22 protein-coding genes and 1 riboswitch are annotated in these 25,906 nt (G+C 71.9%); of the genes, 11 read left to right on the top strand and 11 right to left on the bottom strand.

Annotation, left to right across the window (positions count from 1 at the left end):
• Window positions 1-113: 113 nt before the first annotated feature.
• Both ACZ7LE_RS23030 and ACZ7LE_RS23035 read left to right on the top strand, forming a co-directional pair.
• The gene (locus tag ACZ7LE_RS23030; protein WP_470405548.1) at window positions 114-1,583 is read left to right on the top strand and encodes a sugar transferase; all 1,470 of its coding nucleotides are present in this window, start codon (window positions 114-116) and stop codon (window positions 1,581-1,583) included.
• A 30-nt stretch (window positions 1,584-1,613) separates the two neighbouring features.
• Window positions 1,614-2,402, top strand: coding sequence for a glycosyltransferase family 2 protein (locus ACZ7LE_RS23035; protein ID WP_470405549.1), 789 nt, complete (start codon window positions 1,614-1,616; stop codon window positions 2,400-2,402).
• Here ACZ7LE_RS23035 and ACZ7LE_RS23040 read toward each other — a convergent pair.
• From ACZ7LE_RS23040 to ACZ7LE_RS23050, 3 genes are read right to left on the bottom strand one after another with little or no spacing between them, the layout of a single operon-like run.
• The gene (locus ACZ7LE_RS23040; protein ID WP_470405550.1) at window positions 2,375-3,490 is read right to left on the bottom strand and encodes a polysaccharide pyruvyl transferase family protein; all 1,116 of its coding nucleotides are present in this window, start codon (window positions 3,488-3,490) and stop codon (window positions 2,375-2,377) included. The genes ACZ7LE_RS23035 and ACZ7LE_RS23040 overlap by 28 nt on opposite strands.
• Window positions 3,487-4,779, bottom strand: a complete 1,293-nt coding sequence (locus ACZ7LE_RS23045) for a hypothetical protein (protein ID WP_470405551.1) — start codon at window positions 4,777-4,779, stop codon at window positions 3,487-3,489. Before ACZ7LE_RS23045 ends, ACZ7LE_RS23040 begins: the two co-directional genes overlap by 4 nt.
• Complete coding sequence (locus tag ACZ7LE_RS23050) at window positions 4,776-5,564, bottom strand: glycosyltransferase family 2 protein (RefSeq protein ID WP_470405552.1); 789 nt, start codon at window positions 5,562-5,564, stop codon at window positions 4,776-4,778. The genes ACZ7LE_RS23045 and ACZ7LE_RS23050 overlap by 4 nt, the downstream gene beginning before the upstream one ends.
• A gap of 234 nt (window positions 5,565-5,798) precedes the next feature.
• Here ACZ7LE_RS23050 and ACZ7LE_RS23055 point away from each other — a divergent pair, with 234 nt between their 5' ends.
• Both ACZ7LE_RS23055 and ACZ7LE_RS23060 read left to right on the top strand, forming a co-directional pair.
• Window positions 5,799-7,358 carry a tyrosine-protein kinase domain-containing protein gene (locus ACZ7LE_RS23055; RefSeq protein WP_470405553.1) on the top strand — a complete coding sequence of 520 codons (1,560 nt, stop codon included), beginning with the start codon at window positions 5,799-5,801 and terminating at the stop codon, window positions 7,356-7,358.
• A complete protein-coding gene (locus tag ACZ7LE_RS23060) occupies window positions 7,355-8,377 on the top strand; it encodes a glycosyltransferase (RefSeq protein WP_470405554.1) in 1,023 nt (340 codons plus the stop codon). Before ACZ7LE_RS23055 ends, ACZ7LE_RS23060 begins: the two co-directional genes overlap by 4 nt.
• 6 nt (window positions 8,378-8,383) lie before the next feature.
• On the opposite strand, the gene ACZ7LE_RS23065 is transcribed toward ACZ7LE_RS23060, so the two are convergent.
• The 4 genes from ACZ7LE_RS23065 to ACZ7LE_RS23080 all read right to left on the bottom strand — a co-directional run bounded on the left by ACZ7LE_RS23065 (window position 8,384) and on the right by ACZ7LE_RS23080 (window position 13,198).
• Window positions 8,384-9,613, bottom strand: coding sequence for a polysaccharide pyruvyl transferase family protein (locus ACZ7LE_RS23065; protein ID WP_470405555.1), 1,230 nt, complete (start codon window positions 9,611-9,613; stop codon window positions 8,384-8,386).
• Complete coding sequence (locus ACZ7LE_RS23070; RefSeq protein WP_470405556.1) at window positions 9,610-11,112, bottom strand: lipopolysaccharide biosynthesis protein; 1,503 nt, start codon at window positions 11,110-11,112, stop codon at window positions 9,610-9,612. Before ACZ7LE_RS23070 ends, ACZ7LE_RS23065 begins: the two co-directional genes overlap by 4 nt.
• Window positions 11,113-11,300: 188 nt before the next feature.
• On the bottom strand, window positions 11,301-12,254 hold the full coding sequence (locus ACZ7LE_RS23075; protein WP_470405557.1) for a hypothetical protein: 954 nt from the start codon (window positions 12,252-12,254) through the stop codon (window positions 11,301-11,303).
• Window positions 12,251-13,198: a sulfotransferase family protein gene (locus ACZ7LE_RS23080; protein WP_470405558.1), complete on the bottom strand. Its 948-nt coding sequence runs from the start codon at window positions 13,196-13,198 to the stop codon at window positions 12,251-12,253. Before ACZ7LE_RS23080 ends, ACZ7LE_RS23075 begins: the two co-directional genes overlap by 4 nt.
• Window positions 13,199-13,531: 333 nt before the next feature.
• On the opposite strand from ACZ7LE_RS23080, the gene ACZ7LE_RS23085 reads away from it, so the two are divergent.
• From ACZ7LE_RS23085 to ACZ7LE_RS23100, 4 genes are all read left to right on the top strand, one after another.
• Window positions 13,532-14,296: a CAP domain-containing protein gene (locus ACZ7LE_RS23085; RefSeq protein WP_470405559.1), complete on the top strand. Its 765-nt coding sequence runs from the start codon at window positions 13,532-13,534 to the stop codon at window positions 14,294-14,296.
• A gap of 69 nt (window positions 14,297-14,365) precedes the next feature.
• Complete coding sequence (locus ACZ7LE_RS23090) at window positions 14,366-14,896, top strand: CAP domain-containing protein (RefSeq protein ID WP_470405560.1); 531 nt, start codon at window positions 14,366-14,368, stop codon at window positions 14,894-14,896.
• 129 nt (window positions 14,897-15,025) lie between these two features.
• Entirely contained in the window at window positions 15,026-17,092 is a 2,067-nt protein-coding gene (locus ACZ7LE_RS23095; RefSeq protein ID WP_470405561.1) for an acyltransferase family protein, read from the top strand.
• Window positions 17,093-17,130: 38 nt separating this feature from the next.
• Window positions 17,131-18,594 (top strand): NCS2 family permease, encoded by a 1,464-nt coding sequence (locus tag ACZ7LE_RS23100; protein WP_470405562.1) that lies wholly within the window; start codon window positions 17,131-17,133, stop codon window positions 18,592-18,594.
• A gap of 137 nt (window positions 18,595-18,731) precedes the next feature.
• Here ACZ7LE_RS23100 and ACZ7LE_RS23105 read toward each other — a convergent pair whose 3' ends face one another.
• From ACZ7LE_RS23105 to serC, 4 genes are all read right to left on the bottom strand, one after another.
• The gene (locus tag ACZ7LE_RS23105) at window positions 18,732-20,042 is read right to left on the bottom strand and encodes an MFS transporter (protein WP_470405563.1); all 1,311 of its coding nucleotides are present in this window, start codon (window positions 20,040-20,042) and stop codon (window positions 18,732-18,734) included.
• Entirely contained in the window at window positions 20,039-20,494 is a 456-nt protein-coding gene (locus ACZ7LE_RS23110; RefSeq protein ID WP_397398626.1) for a MarR family winged helix-turn-helix transcriptional regulator, read from the bottom strand. Before ACZ7LE_RS23110 ends, ACZ7LE_RS23105 begins: the two co-directional genes overlap by 4 nt.
• Window positions 20,495-20,687: 193 nt before the next feature.
• Entirely contained in the window at window positions 20,688-21,539 is an 852-nt protein-coding gene (locus ACZ7LE_RS23115) for an MHYT domain-containing protein (protein ID WP_470405564.1), read from the bottom strand.
• A gap of 119 nt (window positions 21,540-21,658) precedes the next feature.
• On the bottom strand, window positions 21,659-22,768 hold the full coding sequence (gene serC / locus ACZ7LE_RS23120; RefSeq protein WP_470405565.1) for a phosphoserine transaminase: 1,110 nt from the start codon (window positions 22,766-22,768) through the stop codon (window positions 21,659-21,661).
• Between the two features lie 82 nt (window positions 22,769-22,850).
• On the opposite strand from serC, the gene ACZ7LE_RS23125 reads away from it, so the two are divergent.
• From ACZ7LE_RS23125 to ACZ7LE_RS23135, 3 genes are all read left to right on the top strand, one after another.
• Entirely contained in the window at window positions 22,851-23,567 is a 717-nt protein-coding gene (locus ACZ7LE_RS23125; RefSeq protein ID WP_397398072.1) for a metal-dependent transcriptional regulator, read from the top strand.
• Between the two features lie 166 nt (window positions 23,568-23,733).
• Window positions 23,734-23,926: riboswitch (cyclic di-AMP (ydaO/yuaA leader) on the top strand.
• A gap of 50 nt (window positions 23,927-23,976) precedes the next feature.
• Window positions 23,977-24,723, top strand: coding sequence for a C40 family peptidase (locus tag ACZ7LE_RS23130; RefSeq protein ID WP_470405566.1), 747 nt, complete (start codon window positions 23,977-23,979; stop codon window positions 24,721-24,723).
• 162 nt (window positions 24,724-24,885) lie between these two features.
• The gene (locus tag ACZ7LE_RS23135; RefSeq protein WP_470405567.1) at window positions 24,886-25,866 is read left to right on the top strand and encodes a universal stress protein; all 981 of its coding nucleotides are present in this window, start codon (window positions 24,886-24,888) and stop codon (window positions 25,864-25,866) included.
• Window positions 25,867-25,906: the final 40 nt, after the last annotated feature.

The following is a 25,906-nucleotide window of genomic DNA, read 5'->3' on the forward strand; positions in this document are numbered from 1 at the left end:
CCGCGGACGGCCCGGAACGGCCCGTGCGCCGCGTCCCGCCGTCGCGGCGGGCGCGGCGCCCGGCCCGAGACCACGGACACCAACATCTCGGACCCCCAGTCCAGGAGCGGGCCTTGACCCTCGACAACCGTTCTCCCGTCCAGATGGCGGCGCCGGCGCAGCGCCGAGGACCCGCAGCACCGTGGCAGGACGTGATCACCCGGCGTGCGCTGCTCGTCGACGTCACCGCCGTCACGACCGCCGTCGGCCTCGGGTACGTGCTCCGGTTCGACCGGGGCATCGAGGTGGACCTCTTCGAGCCGCGCGGCGGCCAGTACGTCCTCATCTCGGTGGTGCTCGCCGAGGCCTGGGTGCTCGCGCTCGGCCTCGCCGGGTCCCGCAGCCCCCGCGTCCTGGGCTCGGGTGTCGAGGAGTACCTCCGGGCAGCCCGGGCGACCGTCGTGCTCTTCGGGCTGACCGCCATCGTCTGCTACCTCGTCAAGTTCGACCTGGCGCGCTCGTACGTCGCCGTCGCGCTCCCGATCGGTCTCGTCCTCGTGGTGGGCGGCCGACGGTTCCTCGCGAACCGGCTCCACCGGGAGCGGGCCCGAGGCGAGTTCCAGCGGCGCACGCTCGTGGTCGGCGCCCGGGGCGCCGTCGTCGACCTGTGTCGACGCGTGGAGCGCAACCACCAGGCGGGCTTCCGCGTGGTCGGCCTGTGCCTCCCGGGGGGTCCCGGGATGCCGTCGCCGGTCGACGGCGTCCCGGTGCTCGGCCGCATCGAGGACGCCGCGGACTCCGCGCGCGCCCACGACGTCGACGTCGTCGCCGTCACCGCGTCCGACGGCGCCACACCCCACGCGCTCAAGCGGCTGGCCTGGGACCTGGAGCACACGGGCGCCGAGCTCGTGGTGGTCCCGGCGCTCGCCGACGTCGCGAGCCCACGGCTGGTGACCACCCCGGTCGACGGTGTCCCGGTCGTCCAGGTCTCGCCGCCCGGCTACACAGGACTGCAGCACGCGCTCAAGCGGGTCTTCGACGTGGTGGTCGCCACGCTGATCCTGCTGGTGGTCACTGCGCCGCTCGCCGTCCTGGCCGGGTTGGTCCGGCTGACCAGCCCGGGTCCAGCGGTGTTCACCCAGCAGCGGATCGGCCGGCACGGCAGGCCGTTCACCCTGCTCAAGCTCCGTTCCATGCGGCAGGACGCGGAGGGGGAGCTCGCCGACGTGCTCGGCGGCGACGTCGGCGTGTTCTACAAGCCCCGGGCAGACCCGCGGGTCACGAGGCTCGGCCGGTTCCTGCGCAAGTACTCGCTCGACGAGCTGCCCCAGCTCCTCAACGTGATCAAGGGCGACATGAGCCTGGTCGGGCCGCGGCCGCAGGTGGCGCTCGAGGTGGCGCAGTACGACGACGCCCTGCGACGCCGGCTGTTCGTGAAGCCGGGACTGACGGGGCTCTGGCAGGTGAGCGGCCGCAACGACCTGTCGCTCGCGCAGGGCGCGCGGCTCGACCTCTACTACGTGGAGAACTGGAGCCTCCTGGGCGACATCGGGATCATCCTGCGGACGGCACGCGAGGTGATCTCTCCCAGCGGGTCCTACTGACCCGGCCCGACCGAGAAGGAGAGAGAGTTCGTGACGTCACCCGGCACGGTCAGCCTGATCACCGTCTCGTACAACAGCGCACGCGCCCTGGAGCGGTTCTGGGCCGGTCACCGGTTCGTGCCCTACGAATGGACGGTGGTGGACAACGGCTCGTCCGACGACTCGCGGGAGGTCGCACGCGGGCTCGGGGCGCGGGTCATCACGCTGGACTCCAACCAGGGCTTCTCCGCGGCCAACAACGTGGGTGCGTCGGCGACCGACGCGGAGGTGCTCATCTTCTGCAACCCCGATGTCACCGTCACCCCCGACGGCATCGCGACGCTCGCCGACCAGGTGCGGCGGACGGGCGGGATCGTGGCGCCCCAGCTGGTCAACGCCGACGGCTCGCTCCAGGAGAACGGCCGGGGCATCCCCTACCTGCACCGGAAGGTGCGGCACCTGCTCGGCTGGGCAGACCCCGGCTACCTACGGCTGGCGCGGGCGTCCGAGGTCGTGGACGTCGCCTGGGTCATGGGCGCGGCCCTCGCGGTGACGAGGGACGACTTCCTGCGGGTCGGCGGGTGGGATCCCGGATACTTCCTGTACTACGAGGACCACGACCTGGGGCTCAGGATGCGCTCGGCCGGCCTGCCGGTGCGGATCAACGGTGACGTCCGGTGGACCCACGGGTGGCGACGCGAGACGCGACGAAACCTCACCGTCGCCGCATGGCGCAACGAGTTCCGTTCCGCCGCTCGGTTCTACCGGCAGCACCCGTACTGCCTCGCGCCGCTCCCCGGCCGGGCGGCGGATCAGGTCCGGCGGCTGGGTGTGGTGTAGCGCCGACGTGCGGCGCGGGACGTCACGACGACGCCGATGCGGTGCGCGACCTGGTGGACCCGGGCGGCCGCCGCGGGAACCGTCGCGTCCGTCCGGCGCGCCAGGTCCGCGAGCCCGGCCCTGTCCAGGGCATCGAGCTCGGCCGTCGGGTCGCGGCGCCCGGCGCCGACCCACTGGGCGCCCACGACGTCGAAGTGGCGATCGATCTTGGCGGTGGCCCGCTCGCACCAGCCGAGCGGTACGGAGCCCTCCGTCGCTGCCAGGATCAGGACGTGCAGGCGGTCGGAGACGACGGCGTGCGCCCGCCGGTAGACCTGCCGGAGCAGACGCTCCTGCTCGCTGTGGTCGTCCGACCGCCAGCCGACACAGGTCGCGCCCAGGAGCCCCGCAACGTGCCGGGACCGGTCGTCGTCGCGCCGCACCTGTGCCACGACGACGACGGAGGCGTCCAACCGCCGGGCGAAGCCGGACACCGCGCAGATCCAGTCGCGGGTCGGCATCGGCCGGTCCGACCGGAGGGAGACGACCACGCAGTCCCGCACCGGCCGAGGTGGGTTCTCCTCGAGCAGGCCACCCCGGGGCAGCCCGAACGCCCAGTCGGGCACGATCGGGGCCGGGGCGAGGAGCTCGGCCGAACCACGGTCGCGCCAGGTCAGCAGGTCGGCCAGCCGGGCCAGGGCGCGGAACGGCCACATGAGGCCGGCCCGTCGGCGTCGGACCCCCGCACCGGCCCAGATGACGCCTCCTCCTCGTGACCGGATCAGGAGCAGCCAGGGGAGGAGTGCGACGACGCCGACCAGGTACGCCCGGGTGACGTCGAACTCGCCGGCGTTGAACGCCAGCACCGTGGGCCGTCTGACGGCCGAGGACACGAATGCGGCCCACCAGCGGAGGTAGCTGGTCGCCACCGTGACGTCCTGCGGCAGGGCGAGGCCCCTGAGGTACCCGGAACCCAGGTCGCCGCACCAGACGGTGACCTCGCCGGCGTCGGCCAGCGCGCGCAGGTACGGACGACGCAGGGCCGAGTCGCCGACGTTGTCCTCCTGTCCCGTGAGCCACGCGAAGATGTGGGGCGGTTCGCTGGTCATGCAGCTCCCGTGCGCATCGGCTGGTCCTCGTCGGAGGCTGGCGGGCGGCTGAACGCGACCGCGATCAGGGCCGTCCACGAGGCGATGTAGTGCACCTCGTTGTGGCTGGAGTAGAAGACGGAGGCGCCCAGCGCCGACACGGCGTAGAGCCACATCGCGGTCTCGCGCCGTCGGGCCAGCCGCACGAACGTCACGACGACGAGCGCGAGGAAGACCAGCGCGATCCACAGGGGGAACTCGAGGATCACCGACCCGACGGTCGAGTGCATGGGTGCCTCGCCCAGGACGAACTTCCGGAAGCCGGCGGGATCGGCGGCGGCGAACTCGCCCACGTCGACGTCGCTGCGGTACGTGACGCCGGAGAACCCGCCCGGGGTGACGCCGAGCAGGAAGTTCCAGATGTTCTCGACCTTGAGCTGCCCGGCGTACCCGAGGAGCAGCAGGTGGGCGTCGTTGGACCGGTTCGTCACGTCGTTCTGCTCGAACACCCGGCGGAAGGAGTCGAAGTAGTGTCCGGCCCGCACGGCGACGACGACGGGGGCGCAGACGGCCGTCAGGAGCACCAGATGCACCCCGTAGACCTGCCAGGCCTGAATGGCATACGACCGGATCCGCCGGTATTCGAGGAGGAACGCGATGATATACGCCGGTGCGAAAAGGTAGGGCAGGCGTGAGATCGTCAGCAGGCTGATGACGAAGAACGTCAGGGAAACGATGATTCGTAATGGGGTTCTGAGGAAACGCAGAGAAGCGAAGGAAAGAAAGCACAGCGCGATCGCGGCGTGCGACTTGTCGTCGAACCCGAGACGTCGTCGGGCGTCGCCGGAAGCCAGGTCGACGGCCAGCAGCAGCACGACGAGGACGAGCGCGACCGGGATGGCCCGCCGCAGTCCCTCCGCGAAGGCCGCACCCTGACCGTGGTCATGGCACAGTCGGTACACCGCGACGAGATGCAGCCCGAAGAGGGCGAAGAACAGCGTGTGCTCGACCTGGATGACGTAGCCGTACAGGGTCGAGACCGAGTACGCGGCGGCCGCCACGGACCCGAGGGCCAGGAGGAAGAGGCCGACGTCCCGAGGACGCAGGAGGCGCGGGTGCGCGGTGAGGAGCAGACCGAGCGCCACGAACTGGGCCACGTTCGAGACGGCGAAGCGTCCCGTCAGCTTGAAGCTGATCATCATCCCGACGACGAGCACGACCGTCGCCGCGGTGATCAGGCGCGCCTCGCGCGCGGGCCCGGTCGTGCGGAGGGCCGGGTCGGTCGTGTCCGCACGCTCGAGGACCGTCACGGCGCGTCCCGCACGGCGGGCCGGATCGCGGGCCGCACCCAGCCACGGAGCAGCACGCGGGCCAGCGCCGCGGGGTCGCCGAGGAACTGCCGGCGGTGCTTGCGGAAGACGGCGCGAACAGCCTGGTCACGCACCGCGGCCGAGCCCGCCGAGATGCTGTCGGTGCGACGCCGCACGTCCGCGACGACGTCGGGCACGTGGACGATCCGCGCCCCGGCGGTCTCCAGGACCGTGAGGCAGAGGTCCCAGTCCTGGAACCGGCGCAGCCCGGGATCGAACCGGACCCGGGCCAGCAGCGCGGCGTCGACGGCCATCGTCTGGGTGGAGGCGACGTTGCCCCGCCGCAGAACCGTGGCGGGTGCGGCGACGTGTCGCGAGGGAACGGTCCGGCGGCTGCCGTCCCGGTCGTGGAGCACGTGCGACCCAAAGACGAGCGTGTCGGGTCCCACATGGGGGAGGAGCTTCTCGACGAAGGTCGGGCGCCACAGGTCGTCGCTGTCCTGGAACGCGATCACGTCACCGGTCGCCTCGAGGATGCCGCGGTTGCGGGCGGCCGTCGCACCCGAGTTCGCCTGGAAGACGTAGCGCACCCGGGGATCCTCCGCGGCGAGTGCGCCGACCAGGGCCGCGGTGCCGTCGGTCGACCCGTCGTCGACGACCAGCAGCTCGTGCACCGGGACCGTCTGGTCCAGGACGGTGGCGATCGCGGCGCTGAGCGTCGCCTCCCGGTCATAGGTCGGCAGGACGACGGACACGCGGCGGGTGTCGCTCGGAGCGGGACCCATTCGACACCTCCGTTTTCGGTCTGCGGAACCTCTGAGAAATGCATCGTTAATCATGGGGTGCGGCGAGCCGTAAATATCCCTCCGCAACCAGATGGACGCCACCCTAATAAGGGTCGGGTCATGATGCTCGCTCAGGGCGCGCGGCGGAGAACAGCGGGTTACTCTCCATATGCTCGCTGCGCATTCATTCCTTTTCACCTGTTCATCTCGACCCGATTACCAGGGGGCTTGCCCATGGGACTGACGGAGTACATCGGGATCCTGCGGAAGCGGTGGCTCTCGATCGCCGCGGCGGTCGTGGTGGGCCTGTGCGTCGCCGCGCTGGCCTCCGTGCTGGCCACACCGACCTACCAGGCGGTGGCGCAGGTGTACGTGTCCGTGCGGGGCGGGGCGTCGGTGGACGACCTCGTGCAGGGCAGCGCCTACACCGGTCGGCAGGTGCAGTCCTACGCGGCGCTCGCGACCAGTCCGCGGGTGCTGTCGCCGGTCATCGAGGAGCTCGGCCTCGGGGTGACGCCGCAGGAGCTCGCGCGCGGCGTCGTCGTCGATCAGCCGCCGGACACGGTGCTCATCACCCTGACCGTCACGGACGAGTCACCCGATCGCGCCGCCCGGGTCGCCGACGCCGTCGCCGAGAGCCTGGCCGCGGTGGTGCAGGAGCTGGAGCAGACGGGGGAGGCAGAGGAGTCGCCCGTCCAGATCAGCACCGTCCGGGAAGCCGTCGTGCCGACACAACCGGTCTCGCCCCGCGTGGCGCTCAACCTCGCGCTCGGGCTGGCACTCGGCCTGCTGGTCGGGGTCGGGGTCGCCGTGCTGCGTGACCTGCTGGACACCCGGATCCGTTCGGTGGCGCAGGTGGACGCGCTGACCGACGCGTCGGTGATCGGGGCGATCGCCTTCGAGGAGGAGGCCGTCGAGCATCCGCTGATCATCCAGGGCAGTCCCCAGGGCCCGCGTGCCGAGGCATTCCGCAGGCTGCGGACGAACCTGCAGTTCCTCGAGGCCGGCGGCAGCTCGTCGACCTTCGTCGTCTCGTCGGCCCTGCCGGGTGAGGGCAAGTCGACCACCAGCATCAATCTGGCGATCACGCTGGCGGACATGGGCTCCCGGGTCGTCGTCGTCGATGCCGACCTGCGTCGCCCGTCGGTCTCGAGGTACCTGGGTCTCGAAGGAGCCGTGGGCCTCACGACGGTTCTCATCGGTCGCACGACGCTCGACGACGCCGTCCAGACCTGGGGCAACCGAAATCTGAGCGTCCTGGCCTCGGGACAGGTCCCCCCGAACCCGAGCGAGCTGCTCGGGTCCCCGGCGATGGCGGACCTGCTGCGCGAGCTCGAGCGGCGCTACGACGCCGTCATCATCGACACCGCGCCGTTGCTGCCCGTCACGGACGGGGCCGTGCTCGCGAAGCTGGCCGGCGGGGCGGTGATCGTGGTCGGCGCGGGCCTGACCCACCGGCACCAGCTGGCCGAGGCGCTCGACACGCTCGCGAAGGCCGGCACCGGGGCGCACGGCGTCATCGTCAACCGGCTGCCCCTCGAGGAGCAGGGGGACTACCGCTACTACGGCTACGGGTCGGAACCGAGTGCGCCGCCCGTCGACGAGGTCGGCGGCGCACCGCCCCGGCACGTCCGGTCCCGCCTGTGGCCCGGTCCGGGGCGGGACGCGGGCACGGCGACGCCTGCCGGGGAAGCGGTCGAGGGTGCCCGGCGTCGGTTGCTGCCGGTCGAGCGAGGGACGTCCGTGACCGTGGGCGCGCCGGTCGGCCGGAGCGACACGGAGGACGACGGGTGAGCTCGTCCGCCCCCGTGGAGCCGCGCACCGCGATCAGGGTGCTGCACACCCTCCGTCCGCCGGACGGGCGGACCAGGTACGTCGACCAGATGATCGCCGGAGCACCCCCGCAGGTGTCGGTCCGGACCTTCTCGTGGCCCCGCGCGCTCCTCGGCGCGTACGACGTGTTCCAGGTCCACTGGCCGGAGTTCCTCGTCCGGCACCGGACCCGGCTCGGCTCGCTCGTGAAGCGGGGCCTGACCCGGCTGCTGCTGCTCCGCCTCCGTGTCACGGGCACGCCGGTGGTGCGCACGGCGCACAACCTCGCCCCGCACGAGTCGGGCGACCCGGCGGAGCGTCGGCTCCTCGACGCGGTCGACCGGCGCAGCGCCTACTGGATCGCGCTCAACCCGACGACGGTCCTGCCGCTCGGGGCCGAGGGATCCGTGATCCTGCACGGCCACTACCGCGGTCGGTTCGCGGCGATCGAGGGGCCGCCGGTGCCGGGCCGCGTCCTGCAGTTCGGGCTGATCCGGCCGTACAAAGGTGTCGAGGGCCTGATCGAGGCGTTCCGGGCGTCGCCGCGTGCGGACCTCTCGTTGCGCGTCGTGGGCAGGCCCGTCGACGACGTGATGCGTCGCACGGTCGAGGCCCGCGCCGCGGGAGACTCCCGCGTGAGCCTGTCGCTCGCGTTCGTGCCCGACGACGAGCTCGCCCGTGAGGTCGCCGCGGCTCAGCTCGTCGTCCTGCCCTACCGCGAGCTGCACAACTCGGGGGTCGCGCTGGTGGCCCTGTCGCTCGACCGGCCGATCCTGGTGCCGCGCACCCCGGCGTCGGAGGCGCTCCAGGAGGAAGCCGGGCCCGACTGGGTGCTGCTGTTCGACGGCGAGCTCACGCCGCAGGTGCTGGAGGCCGCGATCGACCGGGCCGCCCAGATCGTCGCCCTGGGCGCGGCACCGGATCTCCGGGACCGCGACTGGGCCACGGTGGGGGAGCGCCACGCGGAGGTGTACCGGCACGTCCTGGGCCGGGTCGGCTAGGCGTCCTCACAGGTCCGCGGCATTCCTCCGCGCGAGCTCCCGGATCTGGGGCAGGCGTCCCCGGATGGCCCCCGCCACCTGGTCGCGTTCCACGAGCACCCGCTTCACCACGTCGTTGACCGCCCCGCCCATGCCCGCACGCGGTTCGATGGCGTTGTCCTCGAGGTCGAACAGCCGCAGGAGGCCGGCGACCTTGCCCTGCGTCGACATGACGACGACGGGGACCCCCTGCGAGAGACCGAGGACGGACAGGTGCATCCGGCCGCTCACGACGACGGACGCCCTGGCCGCGAGGGCCCGGACCGCCGCAGGGCTCCACAGCTCGGGGATGGCGACGACCCGCTCGTCGGGGAACAGACCCGCCACCGCGGCGCCCATGGCGACGTCGTCGCCGGACACCCGGTGTGCGTGGGGGACCAGGACGACGGACATGCCGGCGTCGACCAGGTGCTGCACGATCTCCCGGTAGTCCGGGACCTGGTCGAACCACGACCCGATCATGCCGCTGGCGTTGACGAGCGCGACCGGCCGGGGCCCCAGCCCGGCCAGCAGCCGGTCCGCAGGACCGGGTTCCAGCCGCTCGTCGGCGAACACGAGGTCGGCCACGTCCTCGACGTGGCGCAACCCGTGCGCACGGAGCCGGGCGGCCGACACCGGGTCCCGGGACATCAGGCGCGCGCCCGCGGCGTCGGCGGCGCGGAGCGCACGCAGGGCCGCGCGGCGGGGAGCAGCGTTCCAGCTGAAGCCCAGCACCCGGGCCGGCCGGCCTGCCCGGGCGGCGATCTCCACGCAACGGGACCGCATCACCGACGAGCGCGCGGCGTAGGCGCCGTCCATGGTGTCGGCGCCGAAGACGGAGACCGACCGTGCGTCCGCGACCAGCCTGCCGAAGCGCCACACGTCGACGAGGTGGCGCGGTCCCAGCCCGTACAGCAGTGCGGGGAGCCGGACCAGACGCACGGGACCTGCGGCGGGGACGTCAGGCAGGGCCCGGGCGTCCTCACGATCGACCACGACGAGCGGGCCGTCGAGCAGCGCGGCGAAGCTCTCGACCATGGCCTGGTCGCCGATGTTCGCGGCTCGAGGGGGCGCGACAAGGACGTGGGCGCGCTCGTGCCCGCGGGCGTCGCGCCCGAGCCCGGCCGCCCGCGCGATCAGCAGGTCGGCCCACCGGACCGGGTAGGCGCGTGCGCCGAGCAGGCGGCGCAGACGACGCGCGCGGTCGACGATCGTCATGGCGCAAGCACACTCCTCGTCGTCGCCGGGCGTGCGACCCGGGCGAGCTGTCGTCTCGTCGCCCAGAGGTCCCGGGCGTCCCGGCGCAGCAGAGGCCAGACGCAGCAGACCAGGGCGAACCAGGCGGCCATGACGAGCACCCCGAGGCCCAGGACCACGGGGGCGGGCAGGCCCGTCCGGCCGAGCGTCCACCACACGACTGCTCCGGCACAGGCATGGACCGCGATCGCGCGTGCCCCGTTCCAGAAGAGGTCCCGGGCCGGGGCCGTCGTCGCCCGGGCGATCCAGACGAGCCCGACGGGCCAGCAGAGCGCGGTGGAGACGGCGTAGCCGGCTGCCACGCCGACCACGCCCCAGTGCGACCCGACCAGCACCGCGACGATCATGAGCGGCCGGGTGGTCAGGGCGAGGAACAGCTGCGCCCGCGTCGTGCCCGTGGACAGGAACACCCACATCGTCGCCAGCGCCGCCCCGTCGAAGACACCGCCGATGGCGAGCACCTGGAAGATCGGCACGGCCTCGTCCCACTGAGCACCCAGGACGAGCCGGATCACGGGCTCGGCGAGCACCCCCGTGAGCACGAACAGCGGGACCACCGCGTGCAGCAGGAGCAGCTGGCCGCGGAGCAGGTATGTGCGGTAGCGGTCGGGATCGTCGTTGAGCCGGGACAGGACCGGCAGCGCCACCTTCGTCGTCGGGTAGCTCAGCTGGGTCACGGGGAGTGCCATGAGCTGGTACGCGCGGCTGTAGAGGCCCGTCATCGCCGCTCCGAACCGTGCCCCGACGACGAGCGTGTCGATGTTCCGGCTCGCGTACCCCAGGATCTGGGTGCCCATGAGATAGCTGCCGTAGCGCACGAACGGCCGGACCGACACGCCGCGCCGGGGCAGGCCCGGCCACCATCGTGCCGCCACGACCAGGCCGACGCCGAGCACGAGAGCCTTGACGAGCTCCTGGCCCACCAGCGCCCAGTAGCCCCAGCCGCCGACGGCCATCAGGATCGCCGTCGACAGTCCGGCGAGCGGCCCCACGACGTCGACGACTGCCGCCGCGCCGAACCTGAGGTCCCGGGTGAGACCCGCGCGGAACTGCGCCGCGAACCCGTTGAGGACGAACGTGATCGCGAGCCACCGCGTAACCTCCTGCAGCTCGGGCTGGCCGTAGAGCACGGCGACGAGCGGCGCCAGAGCTGCGACGGCAGCGGCCAGCACGACGCCGAGCAGCAGGCTCAGCCAGAAGAGGTTGTCCCGCTCCGCCCGGGAGAGCGACGGGGCCTGGACCGCGGCGTTCGACAGGCCGAAGTCCCGCACGAGCTCGCCGATGCCGACGATGACCAGCACCATGGCCACCATGCCGAAGTCGTCCGGCGGCAGCAGCCTGGCCAGGACGACCAGCGCCACGGCTTGGACCAGAAAGCGCAGGGCCTGGCCTGTGAGGGTGACGACGCCGCCGCGCGCCGCCCGGCTGCCGAGGCCAGGCCCGGCGGCGCCTGCCGTCACCACGGCATCGTGCGGCAACGAGACCGAACCGAGGGGATCTGAACAGGCTTCATCTCCGTTGAGATTACGTCGTTCGCCAGGGCGCCGCCGGGCGAACCAGCCCCTCAGGGCGGTGGGATCCGGCGGTTATTTCGCCATGTGACCAGCGCCGCGCCGGCAGGCAAGGCCGTCGTCAGCCGGCGTCGTCGTCAGCCCGCGTACGGCGCGCGCCGCAGCATGCCCGCCACGCTCGCCCGGACCGACGGCGGGACCACCGCGGGCGGCACGATCCGCGCGATCCGCCGCGCGGGCGACGCCGTCACCTTCCGGTGCACGTAGGGGTACAGCGCGCGGAGCCGGTCGAACTCCGCCCGGGTCACGGCGTCGTCGTGGTCGGGAAGGGAGTCGAGGGCGGCCCAGGTGTCGTCCGCCAGGGCCCGCAGCGGGGCGGGGACCGGCATGTCGTCCCACCGCACCTCGACCCGGTGCAGCGTGTGGTCGATGAAGGCGTCCACCCGCTCGACGGCGCTCGTGTCGTGCGGGTCGATCATCGGCAGGTCGAGCGCGGTGGCGGCGTCGAACACCGGGCCGTCCCAGTCGTGGATCAGGTCCCAGTAGCGCACGAAGGACCGCGGGGTCGCCCGGGTCGCGAGCTCGGTGCCCAGCATCACGTTGACCCACCCGGCCAGCCGGTCCACCAGCCAGTCCCGGTGGTCCGTGACCATGCTGCCCACCATCTCCCCGGGCGGGCGCAGCACGGTGAGGCACGACGCCGTGGCGCCCGCGGCGGCCGCCGCCCGCTGCCAGTGCTCGAGGAACCAGAGCAACCGCGGGTCCTTGATCACCAGGTCGCCGTGCTCCGCGGTGCGGGCGGCGAGCCAGGCCGCGATCCCGCCGGACGCGTCCGCCTCGGTGCCCGCCCGGTCCACCAGGTGCCAGGCGAGGGGACGTGGGTCCGTGGCCTGCACGTCGGCCGCCTGGAGCAGTGCCTCGTGGAGGTCCACCACCCACCGGGACTCGGACGGGCGCCGGGGGTTGGCGGCGTCCGGCTCGACCTCCGGGCGCGGCACGGTGAGCCCGAACTGGCGCAGCGCACCGGCGAGCGTGCTCGTGCCGCTGCGCTCGGGGCCGGTGACGAAGACGACGCGGGGAGCGCCGGTCATCGGGCGGCGTCCGCCGTCGGGCCCACCTGCGCCGGGGCCCACGGGGCCGCCCGGTCCAGCACGTCCAGGTCGTAGCCGTGGGCGCGGATCCGCTCGCCGAGGTGCTCGCTGACGACGCTGCGGTAGCGGGGGAGCAGCGCGACGTCGGTGACGTCGCGCACCAGGTCGCCCCGCGGCGTGCCGCGCCGCGACCCGATGTGCGCGAGGTGGTTGCGGACCCGGCCCGCCAGGTGGCCGCGGCCGCCGGTCTCCCACAGCTCGGCGTAGCGGTGGCCGCGGTCCGTGTCGACCGCACGGACGCCGCCTCCCGGGAGCTCCAGGTCCAGGAACCGCGCGACCCGGTCGAGCTCCCGCGCGGGCTCGCGCATCAGGTGCTCGTACCGCAGCACCAGCAGGTTCTCGATGTGCAGCGCGTCCTGCGCGAAGACGTCGTGGGCGTGCACCCAGTGCTCGACGAGCCGCGGGAACCCGTACGTGAACCGGCCCCTGGTCCGGGTGGCCCACTTGCGCACCGCCAGCGCCTGCACCACGGGATGCCGGGTGACGACCACGAAGCGCGCCCGTGGGAAGACCTCCTGGAGGTAGCGCATCTTCGTGAGGTTGGGCGTGGACCGCTCGACGAGCACCCTGCGGTCCAGGTCCCAGTAGGGCGACCAGCTCTGCCAGAGACGGGTCGCCGCCTCCGGGGTGCGTTGTGCGTCTTCTTCGGTCAGGTGCGCCTGCGGATGAAACGACCATTGGGACGTATTACCCAGACCGCCGACATAAGCGTCCTGAATGTGTTGTCCCTCGTCCATGGGGGCGCCCGTTCCGGTGAGTCCGGAGGCGTCGCGACTGGAGCTGATGATGCGGGCGACAAGGGTGGTGCCGCTGCGGTGGAGCCCGCCCACGAAGGCGAGGCGATGGTCGTTCCAGGGCGCGCCAGTCGTACTCGTTCCGGACATGTGGGGAAACCTCAGCTGCTCGACTGACAAGTGGTCGCTGTGTGCCCCGCAAAAATATGCGATGAATGTACCGCGTGCGACCCGAATCGGCCGATCGCAGGATATGCGGCAAGGAATTCATCCGGGCGGGTTTGGCGCATTGTGTGAGCGGTGATGGCGCGTGCCCGGCCATTGTCGGTACTGATAAGACTTTTCAGGCATTCCCTACCATCGTGATTGCCGGTATTGTCCCGGCTTGTGTCCCCAGCACCCCGTCCGACGTCGTCCGTGGCTCCGCCCGGGCGCGCTCCGCGTGGGGCCTTGACGCCCCGGTTCTCGGCGCCCGGTTCGCTGGTGCCCCGGCTTCTGGCGCGTGGCGCGCTGGCCGTGACGGTGGGCTTCTGCCTGACGGCGTGCGCCGGGCTGCTCGTCCCGGGTGCCGAGCCGATGCCGGCGCCGGGGATCGCGCCCGGTGTGGTCGGCGTGGCGGTGCCCGTCGAGCGGGCGCCGTCGCCGCACCCGACCTCGGTGGGGGCCATCTACGGGGAGCACGCCCAGGAGTCCGCGGCGGTGGACGTGCAGCCGGCGCCCAGCGACTCCGCGTCGCGCGGCGAGGACCGCGAGCCGCTCCCGGGAGCGGGCGACGGGACCGGCTCCGGGACCGGGGACGGGTCAGGTGCCGGCTCCGGCGGCACGGGTGGCTCCGGCGGCACGGGTGGCGGCGGCGCGGCCCCCGACCTGACCGACGCCGTGCAGTACGCCCAGGCCCTGGAGGACGCGGTCAACGGCCACCGGACGGCGAACGGCCTGGCCGCGCTGGTCCACGACGACTGCGCGTACGACGTGGCGCTGGAGCGGGCCCAGGCGCTGGTCGGCCAGGAGCTGGCGCACGCGCCGCTCGGCCCGATCTTCGACGTCTGCCCGACCACGGCCGTCGCGGAGAACCTCGCCAAGGGCGGGTGGACGCCCGCGGAGGCGGCGCAGGGCTGGATGGACTCGGAGGGGCACCGCGCCAACATCCTGAACGGCGACCTGACCCGCGGCGCGATCGCGTGCGTGCCCGACGGCGGCGAGCCCGCCGCACCCGTGATGATCTGTGCGCACGTGTTCCTGGCCTGATCGCGGGGCACCCGGGCCCCGGTGCCGGCTGCGGTTGTGGTCGGCCCGCGCGTCGTGTCGAATCGCCTCGTGCTCCCCCACCCGATCCGCCTCGCCGTCTCGCTCCTGACCGCCGGGGCACTGCTCACGGCCTGCTCGGACCTGTCCGGGCGGGACGCCACCCCGGAGCTCACGGCGACGCCGCAGGCGACCTGGACCGCGCCCGGCGACGTCGACCTCACCGACCCGGCGCAGTACGCCGCCGCCCTGGAGGACGGCGTGAACGCGGCCCGTGCGCAGGTGGGTGTGGCCGAGCTGGAGCACGACGACTGCCTGCAGCCGGTGGCGGTCGAGCGGGCCGCGGCGCTGATCGGCGCGCCGGAGCTCACCCACGCCCCGCTGCCGCCCGTACGGCAGAGCTGCCCGGGCGGGCTCGTGGCCGAGAACCTCAGCCGGACCGCCAACCCGCCGCAGACCGTGGTGCAGGCGTGGCTGGACTCGCCGTCGCACCAGGAGAACCTTGTCAACGCGGAGCTGCGGCGCGGGGCGATGGGATGCGTGGTCGACGGTGGCACCGCCACGGCGCCGGTGCTGGTCTGCTCGCACCTGTTCCTCGACTGAGCCGGCCGGAGAGCCGAGCACTCTCCTCAGACCCTCCCCGATACCGGGGCAACCTGGCCAGATGCGCCCGTTATGGTGTGACGCGCGCATGAGTGCGGAGCACCCGCCCGGAACGACAGCAGGAGAAAAATGGCCCAGGCGACGACCGCCGTCGACCGACCTTCCGGACCACCCTCCGAGCCCCGCGGAGGGGCAGGCCGGGCCCCCGCCGCCCCGGGCACGGGGCACGCCTTCCGTACCGACATCAACGGGCTGCGCGCGGTCGCCGTGCTCGCCGTCGTCGTCTACCACGCGGGGATCGCGATCCCCGGCGGGTTCACCGGCGTCGACGTCTTCTACGTGATCTCGGGCTACCTCATCAGCTCGCTGCTGCTGCGCGAGGTGGACCGCAGCGGGTCCGTCGACCTCGTCGAGTTCTGGACCCGGCGCATGCGCCGCCTCGTCCCCGCCCTCGCGCTGGTCGTCACGGTCACGCTGGCCGCGTGCCTCCTGATCCTGTCGCCCCTGGTGTGGGGGCGCCTCGCCTGGCACGGCGCGTCGGCCATGCTGTTCGTCTCCAACCTGCTCTTCCCGTACCAGGGGCAGGACTACTTCTCCGACTCCGTCACGCCGAGCCCGTATCTGCACACCTGGTCGCTCGGCATCGAGGAGCAGTTCTACATCTTCTGGCCGCTGCTCATCCTGCTGGCCGTCGCCGTCGCCCGGCGCACCCGGATCCCGGCCCGCCGCATGCTGCAGCTCCTGTTCGCGGGGACGTTCGTGGTCTCGCTGGCCACGTCGGTGTGGCTCACGGCGGCCGTCCCCGAGTGGGCCTTCTACGTGCTGCCCACCCGTGCCTGGGAGTTCGCGGGTGCCGCGCTCGTCGCGACCCTGCCGTGGGGCCGGCTCTCCGAGGTCTCCCGCCTGCGTCCGGCCCTGCTGCGGGCGCTCCTCGGCACCGCGGGGTTCGCGCTGCTCGCGCTCTCGTTCGCGGTGGTGCGCGAGACCGACCCGTTCCCCGGCACGGTCGCCCTGCTGCCGGTGGGCGGCGCGCTGCTCGTGCTCGCGGCGGGCAGCGTCTCCGCGCCCGGCACCTGGGTGGACCGCGTGCTCGACCTGCCGGTGCTGCAGCGGCTCGGCGACGTCTCCTACTCCTGGTACCTCTGGCACTGGCCGTTCGTGGTGCTCACGACGGCGGCCGTGCAGGACGACGCGGTCTGGATCAAGGTGCTCGCCTCGGTCGCCGCCCTCGGCGCGGCGTTCGCGACCTACCGCTGGGTCGAGAACCCGATCCGGTTCAGCAGCGCCATGCGGTCCTGGCGCCGCACCGCCGCGGTGACCCTGGTGATCGGCCTCGCGGTGGGCGGCCTCACGGTCGGCACACGGGTCGCGACCAGCGCCGTGCTGGAGCGCGAACCGTACGCCAGCGCGGTCGCGACCCGCGCCGAGCCCGCGTCCTACGGGTGCACCGACACCACCGAGACGACGTCGGGCACCGAGGTCTGCCTGCTCGGCGACGTCGACGCCGACACCACCGTGCTGCTGCTCGGCGACTCCCACACCATGCACTGGATCCCCGCCTTCGACGTTGCCGCGGCGGACGCCGGCCTGCGGCTCGCCGTCCGCTGGCGGCACGGCTGCCCCGCCGCCGAGGTCAAGGTCGAGCAGCCCACGGACCGCGGCCCGTGCGCCGGCTTCCAGGCCGAGTCCCTGCGTGTCGTGGACGACCTGCGGCCCGACGCCGTCGTCGTCAGCCAGGCGCAGATCTACGGCGACCGCATGCAGCACGAGGACGGCACCCTGATGACCGAGGACGAGGTGCGCAGCACCTGGGAACGGGCGAACGACGAGCTCTTCGCGCACCTCACCGAGGTCTCCCCGTCCGTGGTGGCGGTCAAGGACAACCCGCAGCTCGACGTCGACCCGCTCGAGTGCCTCACCCGGCCCTGGTCTGCGCTGGGCGACTGCGGCATGCCGCGTGCGGACGCCGAACGCTCCAACGGCGACCTGCCCCGCATCAGCGCCGAGGTCTGGGACAGGTACGACGTCCAGGTGTGGGACGGCGTCTGGTCCGAGACCTGCGACACGCAGACCTGTCGCGTCGGTGATGTCAGTCACCCCGTCTACCGTGACTTCCACCACCTCAGTGCCGAATACGTGCTGACCAAGGTGCGCTCCGTGGAGAAGATGCTCCAGACTGCGGTGCGCGGCATGTAGCCGGGCAACACCAGGTAACGAAGGGGAACATCGGACCCATGGCTCACGACCAGGCCCAGGCGCGAGGCGCCGTCGACCGGTTCTTCAAGATCAGCGAACGCGGGTCGACGGTGTGGACGGAGGTCCGCGGCGGTCTCGTCACCTTCTTCACCATGAGCTACATCGTGGTGCTGAACCCCCTCATCCTCGGCAACGTGGCCGACGGCACCGGGCAGTTTCTCGGGGGCGGTACCGACGGCGGCGACCTCGAGGCGATCGCCGCGGCCACGGCCCTCGTCGCCGGCATCATGTCGATCCTCATGGGCGCGATCGCGAACTTCCCGCTGGCGCTCGCGGCGGGGCTCGGGCTCAACGCCGTCGTCGCCTTCTCGGTCGCGGCCCTGCCCGGCATGACGTGGGCGGACGCCATGGGCATCGTCGTGCTGGAAGGCATCGTCATCCTGATCCTGGTGGTCACCGGCTTCCGCGAGGCGGTGTTCAAGGCCGTGCCCCGCGAGCTGAAGATCGCGATCAGCGTGGGCATCGGCCTGTTCATCACGTTCATCGGCGTGTACGACGCCGGCTTCGTGCGCATCCCGGCCTCCCTGTCGACGCCCACGGAGCTCGGCATGGGCGGCTCGCTCGGCGCCTGGCCGCTGTTCGTTTTCGCGTTCGGCGTGCTGTTGGCCGCCGTCCTGATGGTGCGCAAGGTGCGCGGTGGCATCCTCATCGCGATCATCGCGTCGACGGTGCTCGCGGTGGTCATCGAGGCCGTCGCGCAGATCGGCAAGCGCACCGACGACAACCCGAGTGGTTGGTCGCTCAACGTCCCCGCGCTGCCCGACTCCGTGGTGGCGCTCCCTGACTTCTCGCTCATCGGCCAGTTCTCGCTCTTCGGCTCGTTCGAGAAGATCGGCCCGCTGGCCGTGATCCTGCTGGTGTTCACGCTCCTCATCGCCGACTTCTTCGACACGATGGGCACGATGGTCGCCATCGGCGGCGAGGCAGGCCTGCTCGACGAGAAGGGCAACCCGCCGCGGACCACCCAGATCCTGATCGTCGACTCGATCGCCGCGTCCGCGGGCGGCATGGGCTCGGTGTCGTCCAACACGGCGTACGTCGAGTCGGCGTCCGGCGTGGGCGACGGCGCCCGGACCGGCCTCGCCGCCATCACGACCGGCGTGGCCTTCCTGCTGACGACGTTCCTGGCCCCGCTCGTCAAGGTGGTGCCCCACGAGGCGGCCACGCCCGCGCTCGTGATCGTCGGCTTCCTCATGGTGGTCCAGGTGACCGGCATCGACTGGAAGAAGCTCGAGGTCGCCATCCCGGCGTTCCTCACCATGGTGCTCATGCCGTTCGCCTACTCGATCACGGTCGGCATCGGGGCGGGCGTGATCTCGTTCGTGCTGCTCAAGATCGCCGTCGGCAAGGTGCGCATGGTCCACCCGCTGCTGTGGGTCGCGGCGGCGCTGTTCGTCGTCTACTTCCTGATGGGCCCGATCCGCGCGGCGGTCGGCATCTGACCCTGGCGGGCCGGCCCAACGGAGAAGTGCGCTCCTACCCAGTCATCGGGCCCGGAATCACGCTGATTCCGGGCCCGATGACTGGGTAGAAGCGCACCATGGTGGCCGGCGTGCACGCCGCACCCGCGCGGGGGCGGCTACGCCGCCAGGGCCTGCTTCTCCGGGGCGGGTGTCGCCGCCAGCGCGGGGTAGTCCACCTGGAGGTACGGCCGCGGGATGCGGTGGTCGCGGGAGAGCCGCGCGCGGACGCGCACGTGCCACGTCCGGTACGCCCAGACGGTCGCGACCGCCGCGACCAGCAGCGTCGCCACGGCCCCGATGAGCACCGCGTACCGCGGGCCGAACGTCTCGCCGATCCAGCCGACCACGGGCGAGCCCAGGGGCGTGGTGCCGAGCAGCACCATCATGTAGATCGACATGACACGACCCCGCATCTCGGGCGCCACCGAGAGCTGGATCGCCGCGTTGGCCGACGTCAGCATGGTGAGCGACGCGAAGCCGACGGGGATGCACATGATCAGGTAGCCAAGGTACGTCGGCATGACGGCCTGGACGCCCATGGCGATCGCGAACGCGAACGCCGCGCCCAGCACGAGCCGCACCCGCGGCCGCTCCCGCCGGGCCGCCAGGAGGGCGCCCGCGAGCGAGCCGATGGCCAGCACGGATCCGAGGATCCCGTACTCGCCGGCGCCCCGCCCGAACTCGACGCGCGCCATCATGGCCGACGTGAGCTGGAAGTTCAGGCCGAACGTGGAGACCACGCCCATCACGACCATGATCACCACGATGTCGCTGCGCCCGCGGATGTAGGCGAGCCCCTCGCGGATCTGGCCCTTGGCGCGCGAGGCGGTGGGCTGCACTCGCAGGTCGCGCATCCGGGTCAGCGCCAGGATCACGGCACCGAACGCGATGCCGTTGATGATGAACACCCACCCCGTGCCGACGGCGGCGATGAGCAGGCCCGCCACGCCGGGACCGATGAGACGCGCCGCGTTGAAGTTGGTCGAGTTGAGCCCGACGGCGTTCGCGAGGCGCTTGGTGGGCACAAGCTCGGCGACGAAGGTCTGCCGCACGGGCCCGTCGATGGCGCTCACCACACCCAGCAGGGTGGCGAACACGTAGACGTGCCACAGCTCGGCCGCGCCGGACAGCACCAGCGCACCGAGCCCGAGGCCCAGTACGCCCATGCCGCCCTGCGTCATCATCAGGAGCTTGCGGCGGTCGACGCGGTCGGCCAGCAGGCCGGCCCACGCGGACAGGAAGATGTGCGGGATGAACTGCAGCGCGGTGACGATGCCCACGGCGACGCCGGAGTTGTTGGTGAGGACGGTCAGTACGACCCAGTCCTGCGCCACGCGCTGCATCCAGGTGCCGATGTTGGCGACGAGAGCGCTGGCGAACCAGAGACGATAGTTACGATATTTAAGGCTGGCGAAGGTTGCGCTCATCGAGCGGCGATCCGGATCAGGAGCTCGCTGGCTCCTGCAAGGATCTCTCTCTCCTCTACGGTCAGGGTGGACAGCTGTTTGGTGAGCCAGGCGTCGCGACGACGTCGGGTCTCGGCGACCTCGCGCTCGCCCGCCGCGGTGAGGCGGACGACGACCTGTCGCTTGTCGGTCGCGTGCTCCACCTTCTCGACGAGGCCGAGCTCAGCCAGGGTGTTCACTGCTCGGGTCATCGACGGTGGCCGGACGCGCTCGTGCTCGGCAAGGGAGCCGGGGGACATCTCGCCGTGCTTGTGCAGCACCGTCAGGATCCCGAACTGCCCCTCGGGGAGGTCGGCCTCGCCGCGCTCGGCGCGCAGGCGACGGGATACTCGGGTGAGGGCGACGCGGAGGTCGCCCCCGACGGTCGCCGGGCTTCGGCTGGACCTGCGGGAGCTCGACGGCACCCACGACAGTCTAGATCATTAGCCTTGCTAACGGTACGTGGGTGCGGTCACACCAGCGGCGTCCGACGGCGTCGTCCGACGGCGGGAAAAGCGCACCGCACGGTGCCGAAGAGCGTGCCGAACGACGCGCCGAACGACGCCGGGAACGACGAAGCGCCCGACCCCGTGGGGGCGGGCGCTCCGAAGCCTGGGCGGCCGAGGGTCAGCGCGCGCGGTCGGACTGCGCGAACTGTGCGACGCTCGGCTGGAGCTCCTGCTGCACGCTCTCGAACCGCTGCCCCTGCTCGCTGTGCGCCTTGAGCCGGTTCTCGAACTCGGCCTGCGTGCGCAGCTCGTCCTCGGTGGGCCAGAGGCCGATCCCGAGGATGAGCAGGAACGTGACCACGCTGACCGCCATCACGAGCGGCACGAGCAGCTGCATCGTGGACGCACCGGCGGGGACGGTGTCGACGGGGTTGACCACGGAGACGCCGGCCATGCCCGTGTAGTGCATGCCGGTCACCGCGATCCCCATCACCAGGGTGGCGACGATGGTCGCGAGCGTGCCGCGGATGTGGACGGTGCACCACAGCGCCGCGGTCGCCGCGACGATCGCGATGGCGACCGACGCGATGACGTAGACCGGGTTGTAGACGACCTGCGCGGACATCTCCATGGCTTCCATGCCCATGTAGTGCATGGCCGCGACGCCGGAGCCGGCGAGCGCGCCGCCGACGAGCATCGCCGGCAGCTTGCGCTTGCCCAGCTCGGTGATGAACAGGCCGGCGCCGACGACGACGATCGCGATCGCCGCGCTGAGGAGGGTCTCGGGGATGTTGTACCGGATGGTCACGCCCGAGGCGGAGAAACCGAGCATGGCGACGAAGTGCATCACCCAGATCCCGGTACCGCCGAGGGCGATGGCGCCGAAGACGAGCCACGCCGCACGTGCGCCGCCCGAAGCCGCTCGGGCTCGGGACGTGCACGCAAGGCCCGTCGCTGCGCCGGTGCACGAGATCGCGTACGCCAGGATGGGCGTCACGATCCCGAAGGTGAAGTGGTCGATCACTGGCATCTTGTTGAACAGCCCCTCAGAATGGTTCCCTCTGTTGCGGAAACGTTACAGAGTCCCTGTGTACCGGACAATAGGCAGAACTCCCCGTCGAAGGGGTATTGCGGACGTGATCAGGCTGGTCAGAAGCGTTCGACGAGATAGTCGATGCACGCGGTGAGCGCGGCGACGTCGTCGGGCTCGACGGCGGGGTACATGCCGACGCGGAGCTGGTTGCGCCCGAGCTTCCGGTAGGCGAACACGTCCTGGACGCCGTTGGCGCCCAGCTCGGAGAGTACCCGTCCGGCGTCGATCTCGTCGGCCAGATCGATGGTGCCGACCACCGTCGACCGCTCCTCCGGGCGCTGCACGAACGGCGTCGCCCACGGGCGGGCCTCGGCCCAGGAGTAGAGGGTCTCGGCCGACGTCGCGCTCCGCTCGGCCGACCACTTCAGGCCGCCCTGCTCCAGGAGCCACTCCACCTGGTCGGCGAGGAGCAGCAGCGTCGCGACCGCCGGCGTGTTCAGGGTCTGGTCCAGGCGCGAGTTCTGGATCGCGGTGGTCAGCGACAGGAACTCCGGCACCCAGCGTCCCGACGCCTCGATCCGCGCCGCGCGCTCGACGGCCGCGGGGGAGAGGACCGCCAGCCACAGGCCGCCGTCGGCCGCGAACACCTTCTGCGGGGCGAAGTAGTAGGCGTCGGTCTGGCGCAGGTCGACCGGCAGCGCGCCTGCCCCGGACGTCCCGTCGGTGAGCACGACGGCGCCGTCCGGCCCGGACGGGCGCAGCACCGGGGCCATCGCGCCCGTGGAGGTCTCGTTGTGCGGGGTGGCGTAGGTGTCGACGTCGTCGGCGGCCTCGAGGTAGGCGACCGTGCCCGGCTCCGCCTCGATCACCTGGGACGGCTCGAGGAAGGGCGCCCGCGACGTGGCGGTGGCGAACTTGGCGCCGAACTCGCCGAAGGCCGCGTGCTGCGCCTTGCGCTCCACGAGGCACAGCGTGGCGATGTCCCAGAAGGCCGTGGCGCCGCCGTTGCCGAGGACCACCTCGTACCCGTCGGGCGCGCCGAGCAGCTCCGTGACACCCTCGCGAATGCGGCGGACCACGTCCTTGACGGGCGCCTTGCGGTGCGAGGTACCGAGCACGTGGGCGTTCGCCACGAGATGATCGACCTGTACCGGGCGCACCTTGGAGGGGCCTGAGCCGAAACGGCCGTCGGTGGGCAACAGGTGTGTCGGGATTGTCAGTGGCACAGAACTAGACTAGAACCTGGGCCGACGCCCGGGGCGCCGAGCCCAGGGCGACTGGACGGCTGCGCGCATGACGGGAGCTGACGTGACGGATCTGATCGACACCACCGAGATGTACCTCAAGACGATCTACGAGCTCGACGAGGAGGGCATCACCCCCCTGCGCGCGCGCATCGCGGAGCGCCTGGGGCACTCCGGCCCGACGGTGTCGCAGACGGTCGCGCGCATGGAGCGCGACGGGCTCGTGATCGTGACCGGGGACCGCCACCTGGAGCTCACCGAGCTCGGGCACGACAAGGCGATGCGCGTGATGCGCAAGCACCGCCTGGCGGAGCGCCTGCTGACCGACGTGATCAAGCTCGACTGGGAGCACGTGCACGTCGAGGCCTGCCGCTGGGAGCACGTGATGAGCGACCTCGTGGAGAAGCGCCTCGTCGGCCTGCTCGACCACCCGCACCACGACCCGTACGGCAACCCGATCCCCGGCCTCTCGGAGCTCGGCGAGGCCTACACGGACGTCCCCTTCCTCAGTGGGGTGATCTCGCTGCCCTCCGCGTTCGAGGCGGCGGCCAAGAAGGGCGTGAAGGGCGAGCCGCTCGCGGCGTCCCTCACCCGGATCGCGGAGCCGCTGCAGACGGACGTCGAGCTGCTGGCCCGCCTGTCCGACGCCGGCCTTGTGCCCGGCTCGCGGATCACGGCCGAGCTCAGCGACGGGACCTACACGGTGACCGTCGACGGCGCCGGGACCGCGCTGGAGCTCGGCGAGGACCTGGCGCGCCACCTCTTCGTCGCGACGGCCTGATCCCGGCCGCCCCACTACCGGGGCGAAGAGGCATGAAATGGGCAGTTTTGTCGGAAAGGTGTCACCCTGTGTCCGACACGGCATGACATTCGTTGCCGGAACGTGACATCGGGGGTGACGTCGGGTACGTTCGGACCGCTCCCGCGGAGTTTATTCCGAGGGAGTCTCCGGACGGACGCCGAACTCTGTCACCGGCCGGGGCCCCAAGACGACCGCATGACAGAGGCGGGGGACCCACCATCGGGCGCCAGGGTGCGTCCTCGGGGTGAAGCCGGGTAATCCTTCGGGAGTGCACGGCCGGGTGATTTCTCCCACCCGAACCCGACAGCTGACCTCGAAGGCGTACAAGGAGAGGTACTACGTGACCGCACGTACCACCCGCGCACGCCATCGTGCTGCGCGACGCCCCGTGACTCCGCTCACCGAGCTTGCTCAGAACGCCGCCGTCGGTCGTCGTACCGCGGTCGCCGCCGCGGGTGGCGCGCTCCTGGTCTCCACGTTCGGTGGCGCGATGGCAGCGCAGGCCGCTCCGATGGAGACCGGCCACGCCAAGATGAACTCGGTGGACCTCAACGCGCTGACGTCCCAGGCCCGCGAGTCCCTGTCGAACGCCCCTGTCGTGACCGTCGCGCCCGACGCCGAGCTGAGCGTCGAGAAGTCCGCCGTCTCGGTGGTCTCGGCCGCCGACAACGAGGACTACCAGGCCGAGCTGGCCGCCCAGGAAGCCGAGGAGGCCGCTGAGGCGGCCGCCGCCGAGGCAGCAGAGGCCGCGGCCACCGCCGTGTCGACCGCCTCCTCGTCCGTCGACGTCCCGGCGTCGGCCATCGGCAACTCCGTGATCTCCATCGCCAGCCGTTACATCGGCGTCCCGTACGTCTCCGGCGGCTCCAGCCCGAGCGGTTTCGACTGCTCGGGCTTTACGTCGTACGTCTACGCGCAGCTCGGCATCTCGCTGCCGCACTCCTCGTCGGCGCAGGCCGGCTACGGCACGCAGGTGCCGGCGTCGCAGGCCCAGCCGGGCGACCTGATGTGGACCCCCGGTCACGTCTCGATCTACGCCGGTGGCAACACCATGATCGACGCGTCCAAGCCGGGCACCGTGGTCGACTTCCGCACCATCTGGCAGTCGAACCCCACGTTCATCCGCCTGGGCTGACCGCAGGCACGCAGTACCGCAGCAGAGCGCCTGTCCGGGAGATCCGGGCGGGCGCTCTGCTTTGCCATCTTTCTGCCGTCTTTTTGCCTCCGGATACCCACGACGGGCGCCCCGCCGGTAGCGTTGGAGGGCAAAGATGCACTGCTGAGGAAAGGACTGGCGATGACTCGATCCGAGGTCGTACTGGTCGGGGTGGACGGATCGGCCGCGAGTCTGCACGCGCTGGACTGGGCTACCGCCTACGCGCACCGCGTGGGCTGGGCGCTGCACATCGTGTGCAGCTATTCACTGCCGTCATTCACCGCCGCGTCGCTCGACGGCGGGTACGCCGCGCTGGACGACACCACGATCCAGGAGGGCGCCAAGGCGGTCCTGGTCGAGGCGGAGAACCGTGTGGCCGACGCCGGGGTGCGCGCCACGACGGAGGTCGCGACCGGTGACGCCGCTGGTGTGCTGGTGGAGCTGTCCGCCGACTACGGGCTCGCCGTGGTCGGGACCCGGGGCCGGGGCGGGTTCACGGAGCGGCTGCTGGGCACGGTGTCGTCCGCGCTCCCCGCGCACGCGAAGTGCCCGGTGGTCGTGGTTCCGCTGCGCGCCGAGACCAACCGCGGCGTCTCCTGGACCCCGCCGGACCTCGGGGCGGACGAGCCCGCCGCCGCGCCGGACGTCCCGGACGTCGAGGCGGGCGGGGTCGCGGAGATCCGGGAGGTGCGCCGCATCGTCGTCGGCGTGGACGGGTCGCCGCAGGCCGAGCGTGCGCTGCAGCACGCGATCGTGCAGGCCAACGCGTGGGGTGCGGAGCTCACCGCCGTCACGGGTGTGCCCGTGGGCAACGCCGGGATGCTGGCGTGGCTGCCGTCCTCGATCGACCGGGAGCAGGTGCTGGCGGACATCGGGGCGGGCATGGACGTGCTGATCGACCGGTACGAGGCCCTGAACCCGGGGCTGCGGATCCGGCGGATCGTGCTCGACGGCACCGGCGCCGAGCTGCTGACGGAGTTCTCGACGGCGTCGGACCTCGTGGTCGTGGGCTCGCGCGGGCGCGGCGGCTTCCGCGGGCTGCTGCTGGGCTCGACCAGCCAGGCCGTGCTGCACCACGCGGCGTGCCCGGTGCTCGTGGTGAACAAGCACTGCCCGGAGTGACCGCGCGGTCCCGGAACGAGTCAGACCCTCAGGTCACCCG

It is taken from the genome of Promicromonospora sp. NPDC110617 (assembly GCF_055598465.1).

What these genes read in the sequence shown, in the direction of transcription:
- ACZ7LE_RS23040 (WP_470405550.1), bottom strand. Translation starts at nt 3,490, where the DNA reads ATGACCAGCGAACCGCCCCACATCTTCGCGTGGCTCACGGGACAGGAG.
- ACZ7LE_RS23050 (WP_470405552.1), bottom strand. Translation starts at nt 5,564, where the DNA reads ATGGGTCCCGCTCCGAGCGACACCCGCCGCGTGTCCGTCGTCCTGCCG.
- ACZ7LE_RS23055 (WP_470405553.1), top strand. Translation starts at nt 5,799, where the DNA reads ATGGGACTGACGGAGTACATCGGGATCCTGCGGAAGCGGTGGCTCTCG.
- ACZ7LE_RS23065 (WP_470405555.1), bottom strand. Translation starts at nt 9,613, where the DNA reads ATGACGATCGTCGACCGCGCGCGTCGTCTGCGCCGCCTGCTCGGCGCA.
- ACZ7LE_RS23075 (WP_470405557.1), bottom strand. Translation starts at nt 12,254, where the DNA reads ATGACCGGCGCTCCCCGCGTCGTCTTCGTCACCGGCCCCGAGCGCAGC.
- ACZ7LE_RS23080 (WP_470405558.1), bottom strand. Translation starts at nt 13,198, where the DNA reads ATGTCCGGAACGAGTACGACTGGCGCGCCCTGGAACGACCATCGCCTC.
- ACZ7LE_RS23095 (WP_470405561.1), top strand. Translation starts at nt 15,026, where the DNA reads ATGGCCCAGGCGACGACCGCCGTCGACCGACCTTCCGGACCACCCTCC.
- ACZ7LE_RS23100 (WP_470405562.1), top strand. Translation starts at nt 17,131, where the DNA reads ATGGCTCACGACCAGGCCCAGGCGCGAGGCGCCGTCGACCGGTTCTTC.
- ACZ7LE_RS23105 (WP_470405563.1), bottom strand. Translation starts at nt 20,042, where the DNA reads ATGAGCGCAACCTTCGCCAGCCTTAAATATCGTAACTATCGTCTCTGG.
- ACZ7LE_RS23115 (WP_470405564.1), bottom strand. Translation starts at nt 21,539, where the DNA reads ATGCCAGTGATCGACCACTTCACCTTCGGGATCGTGACGCCCATCCTG.
- ACZ7LE_RS23135 (WP_470405567.1), top strand. Translation starts at nt 24,886, where the DNA reads ATGACTCGATCCGAGGTCGTACTGGTCGGGGTGGACGGATCGGCCGCG.